Origin of the sequence: Streptomyces sp. NPDC088116 (assembly GCF_044741745.1) — a bacterium.
GTDB lineage: Bacteria > Actinomycetota > Actinomycetes > Streptomycetales > Streptomycetaceae > Streptomyces.
Window position 1 is genome coordinate 330,969 of sequence record NZ_JBIUTF010000003.1, and the last position, 23,275, is coordinate 354,243.

A 23,275-nucleotide genomic window follows, 5' to 3' on the forward strand; every position below is an offset into this window, starting at 1 on the left:
CGACGGGGTCAGGCGGCCGGTACGGGAGCGTCCCGCGCCATCAGCCGCTCCTCGCGCAGATCCGTCCAGAACGCGGCCGGGATCGTCTCGCCGAGGGCGGCGACGTCCTCGGCGATGCGACTGGGCCTGGTGGCGCCGGGAATCGCGGCCGCCGTCGCCGGATGGGCGAGGGAGAACTGCAGCGCGGCGGACTTGATACCGACCCCGTGCCGCTCGGCGAGCGCCTTGATCCGCTTCACCTTGTCGATGATGTGTGCGGGCGCCTCCTGGTACTCGAAGTGCGTTCCCCCGGCGAGGATGCCCGAGCTGTAGGGGCCGCCGACCACGATGTCGACGTCCTGCGCGGCAGCGGCCGGCAGCAGACGCTGCAAAGCCCGGTCATGGTCGAGCAGGGTGTAGCGGCCCGCGAGGAGGAAGGCGTCGGGCTTCGGCTCGTCCAGGTCGAGGGTGAGCTCCAGGGGTTCCACGCGGTTGACGCCCAGACCCCAGGCCTTGATGACGCCCTCCTCGCGCAGCTTCTGCAGGACACGGAACGCGCCGGTCCGGGCGGTCTCATAAGCGGCCAGCCACTCGTCTCCGTGGAAGTCCTGGGCGACGTCGTGCACCCAGACGATGTCGAGGCGGTCCGTACGGAGGCGCTTGAGGCTGTCCTCGATGGAGCGGAGGGTGGCGTCGGCGGTGTAGTCGTTGACCATCTTGTTCGGGCGACCGTGCTCGAAGAGGCCGCCCTTCTCGCCGAGGTCGCGTACGGCCGGGTCCTCGATCTCGTCGAGGATGACGCGGCCGACCTTCGTGCTGAGGACGAACTCGTCGCGGGGGCGCTGCGCCAGTACGTCGCCGAGCCGGATCTCGGCGAGGCCGGCGCCGTAGAAGGGCGCGGTGTCGAAGTAGCGGATGCCCTGGTCCCAGGCGGCCTCGACGGTGGCCGCCGCCTCCTCGTCGGGGATGGCACGGAACATGTTGCCGAGCGGCGCGGTGCCGAAGCCGAGGGCGCCGGGCAGGAGGGGCTTGATGGTCATGGAGGGATCCTCGCGGTGGTGATTGCGACGATTCGCCGGTGCATACGCGATCCGTCGGCCTTGCGTGTTCGAGGTTAGGATCCATAGATGAGACTGTCCAAGACTCGCTCGGACATACTTGAGTCCTTCGAGGTCCTACATGCTTGACCTGCGCCAGCTCCGTTACTTCGTCGCCGTCGCCGAGGCCGAACACGTCGGCCGTGCCGCCGAGCGGCTGCACATCTCCCAGTCACCCCTCAGCCGGCAGATCGCCCAGCTCGAGAAGAACCTGGGCCTGACCCTTTTCGAACGCAGCCAGCAGCGCATCCGGCTGACCTCCGACGGCCGCGTCTTCCTGACCGAGGCGCGTGCCCTGCTGCGCCACGCGGACCGGCTGGAGAACCTCGGCCGGCGGCTCGGCCGGGGCGAGGAGGGCGGCCTGTGCATCGGCTATGTGGCCGACGCCATGCACACGGGCATCCTGCCCACGGCCCTGCGCACACTGCGCGACCAACGCCCCGGGATTCACGTCGCGCTGTACGACCAGGATTCGGCCGAGCAGTTCGAAGGACTGCGCCAGCGAAGCCTGGACATCGCGCTGGTTCGCACGCCGCCGCCCGAGGGCGACCCGGACCTGAACACCACCCCGTTGCTGCGGGATCCCCTGCTGCTCGCGCTGCCCGCGGAGCACCCCCTCGCGGTGCAGGAGGAGTTGACCCCCGACGCCCTTGACGGACAGCCGTGGATCGCGGTGGGCGACTCCCCGGACCCGGCCTGGCGCAACACGTTCGTCGCGTCGTGCGTGGCCTCCGGCTTCACACCCGACATCCGTCTCGACGCGGCCGATCCGCTCACCGCACTGGGCCTGGTCGCCTCCGGTCTCGGCCTCGCGCTCATCCAGAGGAGCATGATGCGCGGCGGGACCGACGGCGTCGCGGTACGCGAACTGCCCTGGTACGGAAGGTCTGTTCAACTGTGGGCCGCGTGGCACCGGGTCGATCTCCGGCCGGTGGTGGCCTCATTCCGCGAAACGGTCCTCGCGGGCCGGGACGCCGACTGAGCGAGGGCGTGCACGTTCCGTTCCGCCCGGCCCGCTGGGGCGGATCGCGGCCGACACCTGGTGGCCGGACGTCCTGCGAGGCCGAAGCGAACCCGGCAGGGTCTTCGGTCGCGCCGTCGGCCTCGACGCGGTTCCCGACGGTGAGCGGGCGATGGCCGATTATGAGGCGCTGAGGCTCCTCAGGGCCGCGCGCGCGGTGGTGAGGATCTCCTCGGAGACCGGGGAGCCCTTGGTCGCTCGGGCCAGGACGAGTGCGCCGAGCATGGTGCACAGCCGGGCGATGCCGTCCTGGTCGTCGGTCGCGAGCCATTCGGCGAAGTCGCCCACTCCCTCGGCGTAGACGCGGCGGGCCTCGCGGTCTTCCGGTTCGCGCGCCATGTCGGTGGCGAGCGCGGCGGCGGGGCACCCGTCCGCCGCACTGTCGCGGTGCTCGACGGAGAGGTAGGTGTCGATCAGTGCCCGCTGGGCGGCGTCGCGCTGTCCGGCGTGCTGTTCGAGTTCGTCGTCGCGGAGTTGGGCGAGTCGGCCGAACGCGTGGGCGGTCGCTTCGTCGACGAGTGCCTCCTTGGAGGCGAACTGCTTGTAGAAGCCGCCGTGGGTCAGGCCGGACGCCTTCATGAGGTCGGCGACGCTGATGTGGGTGCCCTGTTCCCGGAACAGCCGGGAGGAGGTTTCCACGACCCGGCGGCGGTTCTCCTCGGCTTGTGCCTGCGATACGCGGCCCATCAGCCACCTCCCGATTGGATGTCGATTGACATCTATCCTAGCCCGGGTATTAGATTATGAGCGTAATCTAAATCGTCGGCGGGTGCTCGGCGTCCGCAACGTTGGGAGCAGTCATGGAATTGAAGGACGCGGTCGCGGTGGTCACCGGTGCCAACCGGGGACTCGGGCGGCAGCTGGCCACCCAGCTCGTGGAACGCGGGGCGAAGGTCTACGCGGCGGCCCGCCGCCCCGAGAGGGTGGATCTGCCGGGCGTCACCCCGCTGCGGTTGGACGTGACGGACCAGGAGTCGATCCAGGCCGCGGCCCGCACCGCGTCCGACGTGACGCTGCTGGTGAACAACGCGGGCATCTTGACCCCCACGCCGCTGATCGCGGGCGGCCTGGACGCGGTGCGCCTGGAGGTGGAGACGAACTTCTTCGGCCCGCTCGCCGTGACGCGGGCCTTCGCCCCCGTCATCGAGGGCAACGGTGGCGGCGCCGTACTCAACGTCCTGTCTGTCCTGTCCTGGCTGCACCCCGCCGGTGTCGGGTCCTACGCGGCGGCCAAGGCCGCGGCCTGGGCCCTGACCGACGCGGCCCGGGAGGAGCTGGCCCCTCGCGGCATCACCGTCTCGGCCCTGCATGTCGGATACATGGACACCGACATGGCCACGGACATCCCCGCCGACCAGAAGACCGCCCCCGCCGATGTCGCCGCACAGGCCCTGCGCGGCATCGAGACGGGCCTGCCGGAAATCCTCGCCGACGAGGTCACCCGGCACGTCAAGCAGGGGCTGGCCGCTTCGCTGAACGCGGCGTGAGGAAACCCTGCGGCACTGCTCGGCAAGGGGGCGGTGCGGCGTGAGGACGCCTCGCCGCACCGCCCCACCCTGAGTCGCAATTCTGGAGCTGGAGCTGGAGCTGGAGCTGGAGCACGAGGCGAGGTCGCGGGGCGGGGCGGGACGGGGTGGTGAACCGGGCGATGTCTGTGCCCGGCGTTTCTCAACACCGTGCGAGTTTCGACTTGTTGAGGACAAAGTATGGACGGTTCAGGGTGTAGTTCGTACGCTGGGCGTCGCTTTCGTACGGACGTCTGCGTGCATCAGGGCGGAATTCCGCCGCACCACCCGTACGTGGACGAACTCCACTCCGCGACCGCGGTCCGCCGTCGGCCGCGCCGCCTCGCGCCCAGCAGGAGGAAGAGTGACGCCACGCACGCGCCCGAGCCGTCGTAGTCATCGCCGTAGGCCACGAAGAATCACCGGGCTGCTCCTCGCGGCCCTTTTCGCCGGCGGCCTCGCGGCACCGTCCGCCGAAGCGGACGAGAAGCCCTTCGCGGACCTGCCGCCCCAGGAACCCGGCGTCACCCTGCGGGTGTTCGACATACAGTCCCCGCTGAACAAGCTCTGCGACCTCAAACCGGCCCAGACCCCCAACGTCGACAAGCTGATCCCCACCGCCGACTGGTCCTCGACGGAGGGCTTCGGATTCACCGACAACTTCGTGTCGCAGATCATCGGCAACATCGATGTCCCCGCCGATGGCACGTACGCCTTCCGCCTGATCAGCGACGACGGATCCCGCCTGTTCATCGGCGACAAGAAGGTCATCGACCACGACGGACTGCACGGTGCCGAGCCCAAGGACGGCGAGATCACTCTTCTCCCCGGCTACCACTCCCTGCGGATCGACCACTTCGACCGCGGCGGCGACCAGCAGGTCACCTTCCAGTGGAAACCACCGGGCACCGACGACTTCACCCTCGTCCCGAACTCCGTGCTCAGCACCGACGCCGGCGTCGTCCGGGTCACCGCTCCCGGCCGCAAAGAGTGCGAGGGCAGCTACGACACTCCCGGCGACGGCCTCCCGCTGACCTCGGTCAACCCCGGCTACACCCTCACCGATCTGCGCCCCGAGGGTTTCGAGCCGCAGGTCTCCGCGATGGACTGGCTGCCGGAGGGCCGCCTCGCCGTGACCACGTGGGGCGGCAGTACGAAGACGGAGGGGGAGGTGTACGTCCTCGACCACGTCACGGGTGACACCGGTCCGCAGGAGGTCACCTACAAGAAGATCGCCGACGGCCTGAAGGAGCCGATGGGGATCAAGTACGTCGACGGCAAGCTGTACGTCTTGGAGAAGCACCAGCTGACCGAACTGGCCGACACCGAGGGCGGCAACGACGCGGGCGAGATCCGCAAGGTCGCCGACTGGCCGTACGGAGGAAACTTCCACGAGTTCGCCTTCGGACTGCTCTACGAGGACGGGAACTTCTATCTGAACCTGTCCGTCGCCATCGACTACGGCGGTGCGACGACCAATCCGCAGCCCGCCACGAACCGCGGCACCACCATCAAGGTCAACAAGCGGACCGGAGAGGTCAGTTACCTCGCCGGTGGCCTCCGCACACCGAACGGCATCGGAAGGGGCCCGGGAGGCGACCTCTTCGTCACCGACAACCAGGGCGGCTGGCTGCCCGCCTCCAAGCTGGTCCACATCAAGAAGAACCGGTTCTTCAATCACTACACCGAACCGGACGGCCCCTTCGACGACCGCACCGTGACCAAGCCGGTGCTCTGGCTGCCGCAGAACGAGATAGCCAACTCGCCCAGCACACCCCTGTTGTTGGACAAGGGGCCCTTCGCCGGGCAGATGCTCTTCGGCGACGTCACGTACGGCGGACTCCAGCGCGCGGACCTGGAGAAGGTGGACGGCGAATACCAGGGCGCGGTGTTCCGGCACACACAGGGCCTGGAGGCCGGCATCACCCGTATCAGCACCGGACCGGACGGTGCGATCTACGCGGGCGGCCTCGGCGCCGACGGAAACTGGGGCCAGGAAGGCAAACTCCGCTTCGGCCTTCAGAAACTCACGCCGAACGGCAGGACCGCCTTCGACGTCAAGACCATGCGCGCCACCCGCGACGGCTTCGAACTCACCTACACCAAGCCCCTGTCGGACGAGACAGCCGCCAAACTGACGAGCGGCGCCTACTCCGTCGAGCAGTGGCGCTACGTCCCCACCCCGGCGTACGGCGGACCCAAGGTCGACGAGGAAGCCCTCCCCGTCACGGCCGCCCGGCTGTCCGACGACCGTCGCAGGGTCCGGCTCACCATCCCCGGCCTGAAGACCGACCGCGTCGTGCACGTTCGCTCGCCCCGACCGTTCGCCTCGGCCGAGGGCGAGCAACTCTGGTCCACCGAAGCCTGGTACACGCTGAACGCGCTCCCGGGTCCCGAGCAGCCCGTCACCTCGTACGACGCCGAGTCGGCACGCCTGACCGGCGGGGCGGACATCGACACCGAGCACGCCGGCTACACCGGCGGCGGCTTCGTCGACGGCTTCGGCACCCCGGGCGCCACCACCACCTTCGAGGTCGTCGCACCGGCGAAGGGCAGCTACGACGTGGCGCTGCGCTACGCCAACGGTCCCGACCCCTTCACCGGAACCAAGACGATCGGCGTCAGTGTCAACGGCGGGCAGGCGCGGCAGACCGGCCTCCCCTCCACCGGCGTCTGGAACCGCTGGTCCACCAAGACCGAGCGGCTCGCCCTGCGCAAGGGCCGCAACACCCTCACCTATACGTATCGGCCCGAGAACACCGGCCACGTCAACCTCGACATGGTCGAGGTGCGCGGAACCGGCAGCCGTATCGACCTGTTCTCCGGCGGCAGTCTCTCCACCGCCTGGCAGCACACCAACGGCCGCAGCGCCGAATGGCCGCACACGGCCGAGGACTCCATCGAGGTGTGCTGCGGCGACATCCGCACCAAACAGGCCTTCGGCGACTTCAGACTGCACGCCGAATTCCGGGTGCCGAAACTGCCGGACGATGTCACCGGGCAGGACCGGGGGAACAGTGGCATCTACCTCCAGGAGCGGTACGAGATCCAGATCCTGGACTCCTTCGGAGTGGAGAAGCTCGCCCCGAACGAGGCCGCGTCCATCTACAACAAGAAGGCCGCCGACCTGAACGCCGCCACCGCGCCCGAGACGTGGCAGACGTACGACATCGTGTTCCGCGCGGCCCGGTTCGACGACGCGGGCCGGAAGACCGATGACGCCGGGATCACCGTGGTGTGGAACGGCAGGACGGTCCACGACAACGTGGCGGTGGACGGCCCCACCGGCGGCGGTGACGCCGAATCGGCCGCCGCGGGCGCGATCCGGCTCCAGGACCACGGCAACAAGGTCCGCTTCAGGAACCTCTGGATCGAACCGTTGAACTGACAGCCACAGAGGAGGACGTGTCCCGGGCCGACGAGGCCACCGTGCCTGAGAACGCACGGCTTCGCCGGCCCGGGACACGGCCGTCCACCGCAACTCTTGACGTGCCTTCGACAACGGTGCATTGATGTGGCGAGACGTCGGACGCGAGAACGGATCACTCCACCCATGGATGGGAGCGCTCCCATGGCTTGTGGGACCCCGCGTGCACGAGAAGGGACCTTGGATATGCGGAACAGCTTGGACGTACGGAACAGCACGGCGTTACGGGCCCTCCTGGCCCTCATCACCCTCACCGCCGCCGCGCTCGCCGCGCTTGTCGCGCAACCGGTGGGCAGCGCCGCCGCCGCGGCGGCGGCGCCTGTACGGATCATGCCGCTGGGCGACTCGATCACCGGGTCACCCGGCTGCTGGCGGTCCGTGCTCTGGAACCGGCTCCAGGACGCGGGCCACACCTCGATCGACTTCGTGGGCACGCTCGGCCCTCAGGGCTGCGCGTTGCCGCACGACGGTGACAACGAAGGGCACGGCGGCTTCCTCGCGACCAGTGTCGCCGCACAGAACCAGCTGCCGGGCTGGCTCAGCGCCACCCGTCCCGACATCGTGATGATGCACTTCGGCACCAACGACGTGTGGAGCAATATCGCCCCCGACCGGATCCTGGCCGCCTACGACACACTCGTCGGCCAGATGCGGGCGAGCAACCCCGGCATGAAGATCCTCGTCGCCCAGCTCATCCCGATGACCCCGGGCAACTGCGCCGAGTGCGCGCAGCGCGTGGTGACCTTCAACAGCCGTATTCCGGCCTGGGCGGCGGCCCTCAGCACCGCGCGCTCGCCGGTGATCACGGTCGACCAGTGGAGCGGATTCAGCACCGCCGCCGACACCTACGACGGAGTGCACCCCAACAGTTCGGGCGACGACAAGATCGCCGGCCGCTGGTATCCCGCGCTCGCCGCGCTGCTGACGACCGGCCCCCCGACCCCGACACTCTCCGCTCCGGGGAACTCGGGGTGCGAGGTCTCGACACGGATCGTCGGCTGCACGGCCCGGTGAGCCGCACCACCGGTCGGTCTGAGGAGAGGCCGCGTCAGGCAGGCTTGCGCCACACGGAGATGTGCTTCGGGGAGTCCTGGGTGAACGGCGTCATGTCCCAGTCCGCGACGCGCAGTTCCAGCTCCATCCCCGCGATCCGCGCCATCAGATCGAGCTCCTTCGGCCATGCGTACCGGTGCCGGGAGTTCTCAAGGCGGTAGCGGCCGTCGTCGCCGTCACGGGTGAAATGGTTCGAGACGAGGATCTGCTCGACCGGGTCGACGGTGTCGAAGCCGAGATGCCGCTCGGAGACGTCGAACGGCACCGCGACCTGTCCGGGCGGCAGGAACCGCAGGGGCGGCACCTCCAGTTCGATGACGAACCGGCCGCCGGGTGCCAGGTGCCGCCCGGCGTTGCGGAAGCACTCGACCTGTTCGTCCTGTGTGAGCAGGTTCGTGATGGTGTTGTAGACGAGATACACCAGGGTGAACTCGCCGGGGACGACGGTCGTGGCCATGTCCCCGATGGTGACCGGAAGCGTGTCCTCATCGGCCTTGCGGCGCAGGACCGCCGCCATGTGTTCGGACAGTTCGATGCCCACGACCGGCACGCCACGTTCCCGGAGCGGGACGCCCACGCGTCCGGTTCCGATGGCGAATTCCAGTGCCCGTCCATCACCTGCCCGGCCGTCTCCGGCGAGTTCGGCGAGAAAGTCGAGAGTCGGCCGGAGAAAGGCGGTGGAGGATTTCTCGGCCTCCCCGGCGTCGTAGCGGTCGGCGGTCGCACGGCTCCACAGCTCACTGCTCGTCACGGGGCGCCACTCTGCCGGGCGCTGCGGGGCGTTGTCGACCTTAATTTCGCAGGGCCGGACACACCGCGCTCGCCCGCGGCCGCCGGCCCGCGCCGGCAACCGCGGGCGTCATGGTCAGCGGCCCGCGCTGTCGTCCGGTTCGGCGGTGTCGGCGCAGGTGGTGGCCGGGCTCTTGTCCTTGGCGAGGAAGATGGTCTGCGCCATCATCCGGTAGCCCGACATTCCCTCGCGCAGGGTCTCGATGGATTCCTCCGGGTGCACGGAATCGATCACCGCGTTCGGGCCCACCGCGTTGAACTGGTGTGACACTCCGCGTGGTATCTGCATGTCCACCCAGGAGTTCGGCGGCACGATCACGTTGTGCCGGATCCGGTCCACGCCGGTGGGTGTACCGGGCAGCGCGTCGGTGAAGGAGTTGAGCGGTTCGGGCCAGCCCGCCGTGGGGCGCACGGTGATCGGGGACAGGCTCGATACCCGGATCCTGGTGCCGGGGCCGGTCATCATCCGCACGAACCGCAGCCCGGTGTGCAGGTGCATGCGCGAACAGATGTCGCGTTCGGCGGTGTCGTAGAAGTCCATCAGATAGCGGTCGGCGAAGAAGTCCTCGAAGGGGGGCTCCAGCATGAAGACGTCGCCCTCTTCGAACTCCTGCGCCTGTTTGAGGGCACCGGTCGGGGTCGGGCTCGCCTCCTCGCTGCGGTGCGCCGCCCGGACCAGACCGGCGAGGGAGTCGACCACGGCCAGGGCGACGTCCGGGGGCAGTGTCACCACCGGAGTCAGCCGGTTCCGGCCGGGGTCCTGGTGCCGCCGGACGTCGAGGATCTCGTCCTCGACGTCGGGAGACTGCTTCATCCGGCCGGTCGTTTCGGTGCCCAGCGTCATCCAGTCACTCCAGTGTGCTCGTTCTGTCCGGAATCCGGCCGCCGTGCCCACAGCACGCCGCCGAGGTCGTGCCGCCCGGCGCGCAGCACCGAGCAGCCCGCGGTCGGGAAACCTCGGTCCCGCAGCCGGGTCAGCCGTGTCCAGCGATCCGTCTCGCCACCTTCGCCCGAACCGTCCAGAAAGGCCAGTAGCGGCCCCAGCGGCCAGCGGGCGCCGTCGGCCGCGGGCCCGTGCGGGAGCACGAGAAGTGTGCCGTCGCCGAAGCGCGCTTCGGCGCCGAACGGCACCGGCGGACCCTCGTACCCGTGACGGGCGGCCACTTCCGCGGCGAGTTCTCCGTGCACCGCCAGGGGCCACTCGCAGAGCAGCGTTTCGTGCCAGCGGGCCTTGGCCCGGGACAGTTCCGTATCGTCCTCGCTGTGCCAGTGCTCCCGCAGGAAGTCGAAGGCACCGAAGACGGGTTCGTCGCCTGCCCGCGGGCGGTCGTCGGCCTGCGCGGCCAATGCGCGCAGGCCGGGGTCCTCGGCACCCGAGCGCAGCAGGTGGTGTGCGGTCGCGGCGGCATGGCGCAGCAGCTGTTCGTACCGTGCGGGGGCCAGCCGACGTGCGGCGAGGGCCCGGCTCATCGCCTTGCGCCGGGGCTTGCCGGTGGACGTCGACAGGAACCCGCCGAACTGGAACGCCGTCGGGCGCAGCGGCGCCCGTTCGTACAGTTCGCGTACGGCGGCGACCGGCTGCTCCGTGGCGATCAGCCCGACGTCCTGGCCCAGTGTGGGTTCGTCCACCGCGACCGCCGCGAAGGTGCCGGACAGGCCCGCCCGGCGCCAGCTGTGTTCGAGGTCGAGCGGGTAGTGCTTCTCACCGCCCCGGTTGATGCGCTCACCGGCGCGACCGCGCAACACCAGTAGCCCGTCGCGGAGTTCGCCCAGATCCCCGGTGCGCAGCCAGCCGTCGTCGGTGACGGTGGCGGCGGTCGTACGGCTGTCCTGCCAGTAGCCGGTCATCAGGTCCGGGGTCCTGATCCACACCTCACCGGACTCCAGGCGCAGTTCGGTGTCCGGGAGCGGTGCCCCGACCGGCGGCACGTGTTCCAGGTACTGGTCGCGGAACTCGGCGTCGTCGAGCAGGGGTGTGGTGAAGCTGAAGTTGACCGCCTCGGTCAGGCCGTAGCCCTGCCGCAGACGCGGGCCGTAGCGGCGGTGGAAGCGGCGGGCGAGGTCGCTGGTCAGCGGGGCGGCCGCGGTGATCAGGTACTCCAGGCCCTCCGGCCAGTCGGGACCGGCCTCCACCAGGTCGGCCAGCAGGGCGGGCACGATCGACGCGGTCCTGGCCCCGGTCGCGTCCAGCGCGGCGAAGTAGCCGGCCGGGTCGAAGGCGGCTTGCAAGGTCAGCGGCGTGCCGGTGAGGTACGTGCCGAGCAGGGACATGACCAGCGCGTTGCAGTGGTACAGCGGCAGGCAGGTCCCGTGCGGACGGTCGGGCATCAGCCCGTGCAGCGACGCGGTCCTGGCCGCGTTGCCCAGTACCGCCCGCCGGCTGAGCATGACCCCCTTCTGCGGGCCGGTGGAGCCCGAGGTGAACATGATGAACGCGAGGTCCTCCGTGGGTCCGTGGACGTCGGGCAGGCCGGTGGGGTGCGGCCCGCCGACGTCCACCAGGACGGTCGCGGACACCCGCTCGGCGATGTCCCGGGCCGCCCGGTCGCTGGCGCGCGGGTGCAGCGGGACCGCGACGAGCCCCAGGTCGAAGCAGGTGAGCAGGGTGTCCGCCAGCGCGCGGCCGTTGGGCAGCCGGACCACCACCCGTGCGCCCGGGGGCAGTTCGGCGAGTGTGCGTACCGGGCTGTGCGGGCCGGGCGGCACGCTCGTACGCGTACCGTGCCCGAGGGCGCCGGGATCGGTGCCGGTCAACGCGGCCTCCTCAGCAGGTCGCGGAGCTGGGCTCCGATGTCGTCCACGTGCTGCGGCTGCATCACCTGGTGGTGGAGCGCGGTGACATGACGAACCGTCAGCTCGCCACCGGTATGGGGCCGCCACAGTTCGTGGTGCGGTACGCGGCGCGGCGCACCTGCCCTTGCTTCGATGTACGTGGTGTCTCCCGGGTAGAGCGGTGGCCGGTAGGCCCGTGTGAGCCTGTCGTTGTGACGCGACACCGCGATGACGCGGCTGATGTCCTGCGCGGTGAACCGGGCGAACACACTGCCCTCCCGGTGCAACAGCGCCGAGACGCTGTCGAAGTCGAGGTCGGCCGAGGCGAATCGCTCGTCGTCCAGACCCGCGGCCGTCAGCAGCACCCGGAAGACCCGCTGGTCGTCGATGGGCGCTTGTGGTCCGGCTTCGGTGCCGGCGACGCAGTCCACCAGGAACAGCGATCCGGCCGGCTCGCCGAGTTCGCGCAGTCGGACCGCCATCGCGTGCGCCACGAGACCGCCGAAGGACCAGCCGACCAGGTGGTAGGGGCCGTTGGGGCGGACCGTACGCAGCAGGGCCAGGTAGCGCTCGGCCATCGCTTCGACGGTGTCGGGCGGATCCGCCGGGCCGGGGCCTTCGGCCTGGATGCCGTACACCGGGTGGTCGCGGTCGATGTGCCGCAGCAGTCCCGAGTACAGCCAGCTGATCCCGCTGAGCGGATGGACGCAGAACACGGGTGCCGCCGGGCCGCCGGTCCGGAACGGTACGAGGTGCGCGGGCGCGTTCTCGGACGGGGCCGGGGCCGGTTCGGACGGCGCCCGGTCCAGCAACCGGCTCAGCGCGGCGGGGGTGGCCGCCTCGAAGACGTGCCTGATCGTCGGTTCCAGCCCGAGCACGGTCCGCACCCGATCGGTCAGCCGGGCCGCCACGAGGGAGTGCCCGCCCAGTTCGAAGAAGTTGTCGTCGGGACCGACCCGGGGCAGATCCAGCACCTCGGCGAAGAGTTCGCACATCAGGTGCTCGCGGAAGTCCGCCGGCGGCGCCGAACCGCCCGCGGACGCCCAGTCCGGTTCGGGCAGAGCGGCACGCATCAGCTTTCCGTTGGCGCTGACGGGCAGCCGGTCCAGGGCGAGCAGGCGGCTGGGCACCATGTAGTCCGGCAGCTGCCGGGCCAGGTGCGCGCCCACCGAGCGCAGGTCGGCGTCGGCGGGGACGACGTAGCCGACCAGCCGGCGGTCGTCGGCCTTGCGGTCGTGTACGGTCACCGCGGCCGCTTCGACGTCCTCGTGGCGGGCCAGTACGGCCTCGATCTCGCCGAGTTCGACGCGGTGGCCGCGGATCTTCACCTGGTCGTCGGTCCGGCCGTGGAAGCACAGCACGCCGTCGGCGGTCCACGAAGCGAGATCGCCGGTGCGGTACATCCGCTGCCCCGCCGGACCGAAGACGTCCGGGACGAACCGGGTCGCGGTCAGCCCCGGCCGGCGCAGGTAGCCCGTGGCCACGCCCGCGCCCGCCACGTACAACTCGCCGGTCACGCCCGGTGGTACCGGCCGCAACCTGGCGTCGAGCACATAGCACCGGGTGTTCCACAGGGGACGCCCGAGGGGGACCGTGGCGGTCGTCACGCGCCCGACCGTATGGCTGGTGGACCAGACCGTGGTCTCGGTCGGGCCGTAACAGGCCAGCAGGGACCGGGTGAGGCCGGTCAGTGTTGCGGCCGGCTCCGGTGGTACCGCCTCGCCGCCGATGACCGCGCGGATGTGGCGCAGCCGGGCGGGCCGGCGGGCCGCGAGCGCCTGCCACAGCGACGGGGTCGCCTGCATCACGGTGACCCGGTGCCGCTCCAGCAGGGCGGACAGCTCGTCGGGATCCCGTAGCGCGCCCTGTCCGGCGAGCACCATCGTGGCACCGGTGACCAGCGGGAGGTACAGCTCGGGCTTGGACATGTCGAAGCTCGCGGGCGCGGCGGCCAGTACGCGGTCGTCGGCGCCGACCGCCAGTTGCTCGCGCAGGGCGAGCACCAGGTTCGTCAGCGCGCTGTGCGGCACGACAACTCCCTTCGGCCGCCCGGTGGACCCCGAGGTGTACGTCACGTACGCCGTGGTCCGCGGCACGGGCGCCGGGTCCTCGGGGCCGGCGGTGACGCTGAGCCCGTTGTCGTGGCGCACCACCAGCAGCGGGCGGGCGTCCGCCAGCAGCGCCGCGATCCGCCGTGGCGGCATCGAGGGGTCGACCGGCAGGTAGGCGGCGCCGATCGACTGGACCGCGATGAGGGCGGCGGGCAGGTCGGGGTCACGCCGCAGCTCCAGCGCGATCAGGCTGCCGGGGCCCGCCCCGCGGGCGGTGAGATCCGCCGCGATGCGGGCCGCCCGTTCGGACAACTCCCGGTAGCTGAGGACGGTCTCGCCGTGGTGTACGGCCGGTGCGTCGGGAACGCGCAGCACCTGCGCGGCGAACAGCTCGGCCACGGTGGTCCCGGGCACGTCGTGGGCGGTGGAGTTCCAGTGGCCGGTCATCCGCTCGCGCTCACCGGCGAGGAGGACCGGGAGGTCGGCGATCCTCAGGTGCGGATCCGCCACCACCGCCCGCAACAGCTGTTCCAGCCGCGCGAGCAACAGCCGGGCCCAGGCAGGGGTGAACAGTTCGGTGTCGTACTCCAGCAGTCCCTCGACGCCGTCCTCCGCCCCGTGCCGGCGCAGGCTCCACAGCAGGTCCATGCGTGAGGCGCCGCCGTGCGCGGCCAGCGGTTCGGCCCGCAGGCCCGGCAGGTCGAACTCCACGGGCGGAGTGTCCTGGAAGGCCAGCATCACCTGGAAGACGGGGTGACTGGACAGCGAGCGCGGCGGGTTGAGCGCCTCGACGACCTGCTCGAAGGGCACTTCCTGATGGGCGAAGGCGTCGAGATCGGCGGTCCGGACCCGCTCCAGCAGCTCGGCGAAGGTCGGTGCGCCGCTGAGGTCGGTGCGCAGCACCACCGTGTTGACGAAGCAGCCGACCGTGTCGTGCAGCGCCTCGTCGTGCCGCCCGGCCACCGGTGTGCCGACGGGGATGTCCTCACCGGCGCCGAGCCGTGACAGCAGGACCGCGATCGCGGCGTGCGTCACCATGAACAGGCTGGTGCCGGTGGACCGTGCGAGCCGGGCCAGCCCCGCGTGCAGGTCGGCGTCCAGAGCGAATTCCACGCTCTCCCCGCGATGCGCGGACACCGGCGGGCGCGCGTTCACGAGCGGCAGCGGCAGTACCTCCGGAGCCCCGCGCAGCGTCTTCGTCCAGTAGGAGATCTCGGGGCGCAGGTCGAGACCGTGCTGCCAGAGGGCGTAATCCGCGTACTGCGTGGGCCGGTTCGTCCACCGCGGGGCATCACCCGCGACGCGTGCCCGGTAGGCGGTCGACAGATCGCGGGCCAGCGGAGCCAGTGACCAGCCGTCGGCGGCGATGTGGTGCAGCAGGATCAGCAGCGCGTACCGCTCGGGTGCGGTCTCGAAGAGCAGTACGCGGATGGGGAGTTCGGTGGCGAGGTCGAAGACGTGGGCCGCCGCGTCGGCGAGCAGGCCGGGCAGCTCGGCCTCCGAGGTGCTCACCGTCTCGAACGACAACTCCTGGGCCGTGCCGATGTGCTGGTAGGGCTCGCCGTCGATCTCGGTGACGGTGGTGCGCAGGCTCTCGTGCCGGACGAGTACGTCGCCGAGGGCCGCGTACAGGTGTTCCACCGCCAGGGGGCCGCTCAGCCGGACGGCGAAGGACATGTTGTAGACCGAGTTGGGGCCGGCGAACCGGCTGAAGAACCACAGCCGGCGCTGTGCGGAGGAGAGCGGGATCCGCTCCGGCCGCGTGGTCGCGACGAGCCCGGCGTGCGGTGCGCGTGGTGAGTTCGCCGGCTCCGGCAGGCACCGCGCCAGGTCGGCGACGACGGGGGCGTCGAACAGGGTACGGATGCTCAGCTCGCGGCCGGTCTCCGCCCGCACCCGGTTGATCAGGCGCGTGGCCAGCAGCGAATGCCCGCCCAGATCGAAGAAACTGTCCTCCGCGCCGACCTCGGGGACCCCCAGTGTCTCGGCGAACAGCCCGCACAGGAGCCTTTCCCGCTCGGTCGCGGGCGGGCGGCTCACCGGCAGTGCGGACTCCGGTCGCGGCAGCGCCCTGCGGTCCAGCTTTCCGTTGCCGGTCAGCGGGATCTTGTCGACCGGCAGGATGAACGCGGGCACCATGTGCGCGGGCAGCACCGTACGGGCGTACCCGCGCAGCTCGGCGGGGGCCGGCTCCCCGGTGGTCACGGCGTAACAGAGCAGCCTCCCGCCGTCGGGGTCCGTGTCGGCGAGCACGACGGCGCGCTCGACCGCGGGGTGCCGTTCGAGGACCCGCTCGATCTCCCCGGGCTCGATCCGGTACCCGCGGATCTTCACCTGCTGGTCCATCCGGCCCAGGTACTCCAGCGTGCCGTCGGGCCGCCGCCGCGCGAGGTCACCGGAGCGGTACATCCGGGCACCGGGCGCGCCGAACGGATCGGCGACGTAACGGCTCGCGGTGAGACCGGGCCGTCCCAGATACCCCCGTGTCACACCGGGACCGGCCACATGGATCTCGCCGGGACAGCCCGGCGGCACCGGCCGCAGCGCGTGGTCCAGCAGGTGCAGTCGCAGGTCGGGCAGTGCGGTGCCGACGATGCCGGCGGTCTCGTCGGGATCGGTCAGCTCGGCGTAGGTCGCGTGCACGGTGGTCTCGGTGATCCCGTACATGTTGACGAGCTTCGGCCGGCCGGGGCCGTGCCAGGAGCGGATACGGGAGAGTTCCAGCGCCTCACCGGCGAACACGACGACCCGCAGCGCGGACAGAGTGCCCGGCGCCGCCTCCGCTTCGGCCCGCATGAGCTGGTAGAACGCCGAGGGGGTCTGGCTCAGCGCGGTGACCCGCTCCCGGGCGAGCAACTCCACGAGGTCCCGTGGTGACTTGGCGACCTCGTCCGGCACGACCACCAGGCGGCCCCCGCGGCCCAGTGCCGTCCACAGCTCCCAGACCGAGACGTCGAAGGCGTACGAGTGGAACAACGTGTGCACGTCGTCGTCACCGAAACCGAACCGGCTGTCGCTCGCCGCGAGCAGCCGCCCGACGTTGTGGTGCGACACCACGACGCCCTTGGGGGCTCCGGTGGAGCCCGAGGTGTAGATCACGTAGGCGACGCCGCCGGGGTCCACGGGCAGAGCGAGGTCGTCCGCCGGGCAGGAGGCGGCCGGGTCGGTGCCGTCCAGTACGAGTCGCCGATGGGGCACCGCGATCGGAGTGTGGGTCACGACGAGTACGGGATCGGCGGCGGCCAGCACCTGCCGTATCCGCTCCTCGGGGTGGGCCGGGTCCAGGGGCAGGTAGCCGGCTCCCGACTTCAGTACGGCCAGCACCGCGACCACGAGGTCCGTGGAACGCTCCAGCACCAGGGCCACCAGGCGTTCCGGTCCGGCCCCGCGCGCGACGAGGAGCCGGGCCAGGCGGTTCGCCCGAGCGTTGAGTTCCCCGTACGACAGGGTGGTGTTCCCGCAGGTGAGGGCAGGGGCCGTCGGCCGCCGGCGCGCGTGCGCCTCGAACAGCGCGGGCAGTGTGACCGGTTCGGGTTCCGCGCCGACATGCCCTGAGGTGTCCCGCTCGCCGGGAAGCAGCAGGTCGAGCCGGCCCAGGCTCGCCCGAGGATCCGCGGCGATCCGGTGGAGCAGCGCGCCGAGGCGGTCGAGGAGGCGACGGGCTCCCGCCTCGTCGAACAGGTCGGTGCTGTGGTCGAGGCGCAGCCGCAGGCGGTCGCCCGGCATGGCGACGAGCGTCAGCGGGTAGTGCGTGCCGTCCCGTCCCTGGACGTCCCGGAGTTCCAGGCCGGGCACGAGATCGCGCAGTTCGCCCTCGTCGATCGGATAGTTCTCGAAGACCACCACGGTGTCGAAGAGTTCGGCATGCCCGGCGATCGACTGGAGCCGCGTCAGGTCGGCGTGCTGGTGCTCCAGCATGGACAGTTGCTGGGCACGCAGGTCGGCGAGGGACTCGGCGACCGACCGGTTCGGGTCGAGGCGGACCCGTACCGGGATGGTGTTGATGAGCAGGCCGACGATGTGCTCCGAGCCCGGCAGCTCCGCCGGCCTGCCGGAGACCGTGGCGCCGAACACCACGTCGTCACGGCCGGTCAGAGAACCGAGCAGGACCGCCCACGCCAGTTGCACGACGATGCTGGCGGTCAGCCCGTACTGCCGCGCCATCGCGTCGACACGCGCACTCGTGATGTCGTCCAGCTCGGCGGTGGCCGCGTGCCGGGCCGCGGCCGAACCGCGCCGTCCCGCCCCGCCGACCAGCGTCGGACCGTCCACGCGGGACAGCAGCGCGCGCCAGGCGGCCTCGTCCGCGCGGGAGTCCCGCGCGGACAGCCAGTCGAGGAAGTCGCGGTACGGCGTCGCGGGCGGCAGCGGATGGCCGGCGTAGAGCGCGAACAACTCCTTGATCAGGATCGGCATGGACCAGCCGTCCAGCAGAAGGTGGTGCGTGGTCAGCACGAAGGTGTGCCGCTCGTCGGCATGGCGCAGCAGGGCCGCGCGGACCAGGGGAGGGCTGGAGAGGTCGAAGCGCCGCCTGCGGTCGGACTCCAGGAAACGGTCGAGGTCCTCGTACGCGGGCAGTTCCCGCCACTCCACGGTGAAATCCGCTTCGACCACCTGCACGGGACGCCCCGACGGGCTCTGCCGGACGCCCGCGGAGAGCTGGGGATGGCGCTGGAGCAGCCGGTGGAGCGCGTCGCGCAGCGCGGCGGGGTCCAGCGCTCCGCCGAGTTCGAAGACGAACTGCACGAGGTACGGGTCGGCGCCGTCGTGGTCGTACAGCGAGTGGAACAGCAGCCCCTGGGCCAGCGGGGGCAGGGGCAGCGCCCCGGTCGCGCGGGCGCGGGCCCGCCGCGCAAGGGCCGCCAGTACGTCGAACCACCGCTCCGCGAGTTCGGCGACCCGTGCTTGCGCGAGCAGTTCACCCGCCCAGGACCAGTTGGCCACCAGCCGGGGACCGTCCGCGTGGTCGGTGATGACCACGTCCAGTTCCACGGGGTGGCTCATCGCCAGAGAACCACCGGTGGTCGAGCCGAGCACGGTGGCGTCGGGCCGCATCGCCCAGTCGCAGCCGCCGACGTCGAAACGGCCCAGGTAGTTGAACGCGAACTGCGGCGAGGGCCTGGCGGCGAGCACGGGAGCGCTCTGCGGGTTGAGGTGGCGCAGCAGGCCGTACGCCAGCCCCTTGCGCGCGGCGTCCCGCGCGCAGGCCCGCACCATGGCCACCGCACCGTCCAGCGCGGTCGGATCCGCGCGGGCCTCCGCCCAGGAGCAGCCGGGATCGAGCACCACGGGGAACAGCGTGGTGAACCAGCCCACCGTGCGGGACAGGTCCAGGTCGGAGGCGAACTCCTCACGCCCGTGGCCTTCGAGGTCCACCAGCAGCGCGTCCGGTCCGTCCCGCCAGTCGGCGGCGGCCAGCGCGAACGCGGTCAGGAGCAGTTCGTTCACCGAGCAGTCGAAGGCCGCGGTCGCGTCGGTGAGCAAGGACGCGGTGAGTTCGCCGGGCAGCGAGGTGGAATGCCGGCGCCGGGTGTCCTCGGTGTCCACCTCGCCGTCCAGGGCGCGTGCGGCGACGGGCCGGTCCCCGGGCGCCGCTCGCCACCGGGGGAAGTCATCGAGCACGGACGCGTGGTGCGCGTGCTGTACCAAGGCCTTCGCCCACTGGGGGAAGGAGGTCCCTGTCGGTTGCAGCCGCGGGGTGTCCCCGCGCCGGACGGCTTCCCAGGCGGCCTTGAGGTCGTCCTGGATGATGCGCCAGGAGACGCCGTCGACGCTGAGGTGGTGCACCGTGAGGGTCAGCTCACCGGGCTCTCCGGGCCCGGGATCCGACCAGCGCGCGTCCACCACCTGGCCGTGCTCGGGGGTGAGCACCGCGCCCGGCCGGTTCAACTCGACTCTGGCACTGGGCAGTACCTCCAGGGCCCAGAGCGTATCCACGGTGGTCAGGGAGAGCCGCAGCATGCCGTGGTGATCCACCAGCGCCTGCACCACCGCGCGCACCTGCGCTCCGGTCATGTCCGCCGGGGTGCGTACGGTCAGGGACTGGACGAAGCCGTCGACCGGGCCGCCGCGTTCGCGCAGCCAGTGCATGATCGGCGTCAGCGGGACCGTGGGATCGTCCGCGTCGCCCGGCCCGGCCCGGTGTCTCGGTCCCTGCCCCGCGTCGACGCCGTCGGCGAGGCCGGAGACGGTCGGTGTACGGAACACGTCCGGGGTGCTGATGCCCAGACCGGCCCGCTGCGCCGCACCGGCGAGCTGGATCGCCTTGATGCTGTCGCCGCCGAGCTGGAAGAAGTCCTGGTCGAGGGGGACTTCGGCCAGGCCGAGGACTTCACCGAACAGTTCGGCCAGCCGGCGCTCCGCGGGCGTGCGAAGATCCGTGTCCCCGGTCGGGTCCCCGCTCCCGGTGTCCCCGCTCCCGGTGTCCGGAGCGGGCAGCGCGGTCCGGTCGAGCTTCCCGTTGCGGGTCAGCGGCAGCCGGTCCACCTCCACCACGGCCGACGGCACCATGTACGGAGGCAGCCTCTGTGCCACGCCGTCGAGCAACGCCGTCGTGTCACCCGACGCCGCCACGTAGGAGACCAACTGCCGCACTCCCGGCCGGTCCTCGCGCAGGATCGTCGCGGCCTGCCGCACGCCGGGCTCGGCCAGCAGGGCGGCGTCGATCTCCGCCGGTTCGATCCGGTAGCCGCGCAGCTTGATCTGTCCGTCGGCGCGTCCCACGAACTCCAGCAGCCCGTCGCCGTTCCAGCGGGCCAGATCGCCCGTGCGGTAGACGCGGGCGCCGGGCGGTCCGGAAGGGTCGGGCACGAAGCGCTCGGCGGTGGCGACCGCCCGGCCGACGTAGCCGCGCGCGACCCCCACACCCCCGAGGTACAACTCGCCCACCACTCCGGGTGGTACGGGCCGCAGCGCGCCGTCGAGCAGCAGCACCCGCTTGCCGTCCAGCGGCGCGCCGATGGGAACCGGGGCGGTGGTCTCGGGCACCTTCTCGACGGCGAACCTGGTCGCGAACACCGTGGTCTCGGTGGGCCCGTACCCGTTGACCACGGTGATCCCCGGCAGCGCGGTCCGCACCGCGCGCACGGCGCCGGGGGAGACCACGTCACCGCCGGTCCAGACCTGGCGCACCCCGGTGAGGCATCCGGGGTCCTGCGTGGCGATGGCGTTGAACAGCCCCGCGGTCAGCCACAGTCCGGTGATCCCGGTGGTGGCGGCGATCCGGGACAGTGCGGCCGGGTCCAGCCGTCCCGGCGCGGCGACGACCACCTCGCCACCGGTCAGCAACGGAACCCACAGCTCCAGATTGAACGCGTCGAAGGCGTGCGGCGAGTGCAGCAGCACCCGCTCCGCGCCGTCCTCGGACCACCACCGGTCGGCGGCGAGGGCGGCCAGGTTGCCCTGGGTGATGGCGACTCCCTTGGGCCGTCCCGTGGAGCCGGAGGTGAACATCACGCAGGCCAACGCTTCCGACACGACGCTCGGTTCCGCGTCCGCAGCCGGCTTCGCGGCCTCGGTTTGCCCGGTCCGCGGGTCCGGCGTCCGTACGTCCGGCGCCCGTACGTCCAGTTGCCTCGCACCGCGCTCACGTGCCGAGGAGACGATGTGATCCTCTTCGGTCCTGCGGTCGGTGAGCAGCACCCGCGCGTCCGCGTCGGAGAGCACCGCTTCCTGCCGGGAGACCGCGTCGTCCCGCTGCAACGGGACATAGGCCGCGCCCGTCTTCACCACCGCGAGCGCCGCGACGACCAGGTCCACCGATCGTTCCAGCAGCAGTGCGACAGTCTTCTCCGGGCCCGCGCCGGCCGCGGCGAGCGCGGTGGCCAGTGCCGAACTCCGCGCGTCCAGCTCGCGGTAGGTCAGCCGCTCACCGCTCTCCACCGAGCGGACCGCGAACGCGTCGGGCCTACGGCGTACTTGTTCGGCGAAACCGCCGACGGCCGTGCCGCCGCACGTGATTGACGTGCGATCACCCGTGCCCAGAGCGGCGCTGTTCCGGCGCTCCGTCGCGGTGGTCGCCGATATCCGTGCCAGAGGTGTGTCCCGGTCGGCCTCCGCCATCTGCCACAGCACGTGCAGGAAGCGGTCGGCGATGTCGCCCAGCAGGCCTTCGTCGTGGTTGGCGGGATTGGCGTCGAAGTCGAAGCGCAGCACGCCGTCACCACGGTCGTACGCGACGATCGAGAGATCCTCCGACGGCGGCGCCTGAAGGTTGTGTACGGTCGCGGTCGCCGGGCCGAACCGCAGCGGCCGGTCGAAACGCTGGATGTTGAGCACCGGACCGAAGAACTTCCGGCCGTCCTCCGGATATCCCAGGTCGCGCCGCAGGTGCTCACCCCGGTAACGCTGGTGACGGCGCACCAGCCGCAGTTCGTCGGCGACCTGGTCGAGCAGGTCGCCGAGGGTGGCCGCCGGATCGGCGCGCAGCCTCAGGGGGAGCACGTTGGCCGACATCGCGGGCACGGTCCGGGCGAGTTCGGGCGTGCGGCCCGCGACCGGCAGGCTCAGCACGACGTCACGGCTCCCGGTCAGGGCGTGCAGGTAGACCGCGGTCGCCGCGGTGAGCAGCCGGGTCCAGCGGTGCCCGAGCCGTTGCGCGCCGTCGCGCAGTGTGGCGAACTCCGCGGCCGGCAGCACCCTGGTCAACCGCAGCGAACGGTTCGCGGCCGGGGCCGGACGGGTGCCGAGACTCAGGAAGTCCGGCCGCCCGGCCAGGCGGTCCAGCCACCAGGTCCGGTCCGCCGCGGGTTCGGTGCCGTCCCGGTAGGCGGCCTCGGCCTCCACCAGGGGAAGGAGGCCGGTCCAGCCGCTTTCCGGAACAGCCCGCCCGTCGTGCAGACAGCTGTAGATTTCGGCGACACGCTCGGCGAACAGGGCCATGCCCGCGCCGTCGAGAGCGATGTGGTGAACCCGGTGGAACACCAGCGAGCGGTCGTCGGCGACGCGCAGCACGGCTCCCAGGAACAAGGGCCCGGCGTCGCTGTCCCCGGCTTCGGCCAGGCCGGCCCGCATCCACTCCCGCGCGGCGGCGTCCGGGTCGGACGCTTCCCGGAGGTCGACCACTTCGACGGTGTGCGCCGGTTCCGGAAGAAGACGTTGCACTGGCAAAGAAACCGTTGGTTCGGCGAAGTGGACGTTGACCGCTTCGCAGTCGGCCGCCGCTCCGGCGACCGCGGCGGCCACGAGGTCGGCGTCGACGGCGCCTTCCAGGACGAGATACTCCGCCCACTGGTAGGCGCCAGGATGGCTGAGTCCCGCACGCTCCGCGAGCCAGATGCCGAGCTGAGCATCGGAAAGTTGCAGTTCAGGACGGTCTTCGGGCACGAGTCTGAGCATCCCATCGGTTTGCTGGCACGAGACCAGCGACTGCCGTCGGAAGCGGCCGGATTGATCAAGAGGCGGACCGCCCCATCGAAACACGACAGGCAATGGAATGGTAAAGACTCGGCAATATGTTGTATGTCACGTTTGCTTACGGCCGCTCAAACTTGCTGTTGGGAAAGGCCGGAAGATTCGATTGGCGTGAAACGCCCATCCGGATTGTCCCGTTGGAGCGGGTCGCGGATCATGTGGCCGAAAGG

9 protein-coding genes and 1 pseudogene are annotated in these 23,275 nt (G+C 71.1%); 4 read left to right on the forward strand and 6 right to left on the reverse strand.

Annotated elements, in window-relative coordinates:
* Positions 1 to 8: 8 nt before the first annotated feature.
* Positions 9 to 1,019 carry an aldo/keto reductase gene (locus ACIOJD_RS13940; protein WP_401912403.1) on the reverse strand — a complete coding sequence of 337 codons (1,011 nt, stop codon included), beginning with the start codon at positions 1,017 to 1,019 and terminating at the stop codon, positions 9 to 11.
* Between the two features lie 139 nt (positions 1,020 to 1,158).
* On the opposite strand from ACIOJD_RS13940, the gene ACIOJD_RS13945 reads away from it, so the two are divergent.
* Complete coding sequence (locus ACIOJD_RS13945; protein ID WP_401912405.1) at positions 1,159 to 2,058, forward strand: LysR substrate-binding domain-containing protein; 900 nt, start codon at positions 1,159 to 1,161, stop codon at positions 2,056 to 2,058.
* Between the two features lie 159 nt (positions 2,059 to 2,217).
* Here the strand turns inward: ACIOJD_RS13945 and ACIOJD_RS13950 are convergent, their stop codons facing one another.
* Positions 2,218 to 2,784, reverse strand: coding sequence for a TetR/AcrR family transcriptional regulator (locus ACIOJD_RS13950; RefSeq protein WP_401912408.1), 567 nt, complete (start codon positions 2,782 to 2,784; stop codon positions 2,218 to 2,220).
* Between the two features lie 113 nt (positions 2,785 to 2,897).
* Between ACIOJD_RS13950 and ACIOJD_RS13955 the strand changes: the two genes are divergently transcribed.
* From ACIOJD_RS13955 to ACIOJD_RS13965, 3 genes and pseudogenes are all read left to right on the forward strand, one after another.
* A complete protein-coding gene (locus tag ACIOJD_RS13955) occupies positions 2,898 to 3,584 on the forward strand; it encodes an SDR family oxidoreductase (RefSeq protein ID WP_401912410.1) in 687 nt (228 codons plus the stop codon).
* Between the two features lie 382 nt (positions 3,585 to 3,966).
* A complete protein-coding gene (locus ACIOJD_RS13960; RefSeq protein ID WP_401912413.1) occupies positions 3,967 to 6,990 on the forward strand; it encodes a family 16 glycoside hydrolase in 3,024 nt (1,007 codons plus the stop codon).
* Positions 6,991 to 7,215: 225 nt separating this feature from the next.
* Positions 7,216 to 8,025, forward strand: a pseudogene (locus tag ACIOJD_RS13965) (SGNH/GDSL hydrolase family protein); the annotation flags it as partial.
* Between the two features lie 52 nt (positions 8,026 to 8,077).
* On the opposite strand, the gene ACIOJD_RS13970 reads toward ACIOJD_RS13965, so the two are convergent.
* The 4 genes from ACIOJD_RS13970 to ACIOJD_RS13985 form a co-directional block, all read right to left on the reverse strand.
* Positions 8,078 to 8,833 carry a class I SAM-dependent DNA methyltransferase gene (locus ACIOJD_RS13970; protein WP_401912416.1) on the reverse strand — a complete coding sequence of 252 codons (756 nt, stop codon included), beginning with the start codon at positions 8,831 to 8,833 and terminating at the stop codon, positions 8,078 to 8,080.
* 114 nt (positions 8,834 to 8,947) lie between these two features.
* A complete protein-coding gene (locus ACIOJD_RS13975; RefSeq protein ID WP_401912419.1) occupies positions 8,948 to 9,715 on the reverse strand; it encodes a hypothetical protein in 768 nt (255 codons plus the stop codon).
* Positions 9,712 to 11,625, reverse strand: a complete 1,914-nt coding sequence (locus ACIOJD_RS13980; RefSeq protein ID WP_401912421.1) for a class I adenylate-forming enzyme family protein — start codon at positions 11,623 to 11,625, stop codon at positions 9,712 to 9,714. Before ACIOJD_RS13980 ends, ACIOJD_RS13975 begins: the two co-directional genes overlap by 4 nt.
* Positions 11,622 to 23,018 (reverse strand): amino acid adenylation domain-containing protein, encoded by an 11,397-nt coding sequence (locus ACIOJD_RS13985; protein WP_401912424.1) that lies wholly within the window; start codon positions 23,016 to 23,018, stop codon positions 11,622 to 11,624. Before ACIOJD_RS13985 ends, ACIOJD_RS13980 begins: the two co-directional genes overlap by 4 nt.
* Between the last annotated feature and the right edge of the window lie 257 nt (positions 23,019 to 23,275).

Excerpts from the sequence above, each read along its gene's own strand:
- ACIOJD_RS13940 (WP_401912403.1), bottom strand. The coding sequence starts at position 1,019 with ATGACCATCAAGCCCCTCCTGCCCGGCGCCCTCGGCTTCGGCACCGCG.
- ACIOJD_RS13945 (WP_401912405.1), top strand. The coding sequence starts at position 1,159 with ATGCTTGACCTGCGCCAGCTCCGTTACTTCGTCGCCGTCGCCGAGGCC.
- ACIOJD_RS13950 (WP_401912408.1), bottom strand. The coding sequence starts at position 2,784 with ATGGGCCGCGTATCGCAGGCACAAGCCGAGGAGAACCGCCGCCGGGTC.
- ACIOJD_RS13955 (WP_401912410.1), top strand. The coding sequence starts at position 2,898 with ATGGAATTGAAGGACGCGGTCGCGGTGGTCACCGGTGCCAACCGGGGA.
- ACIOJD_RS13975 (WP_401912419.1), bottom strand. The coding sequence starts at position 9,715 with ATGACGCTGGGCACCGAAACGACCGGCCGGATGAAGCAGTCTCCCGAC.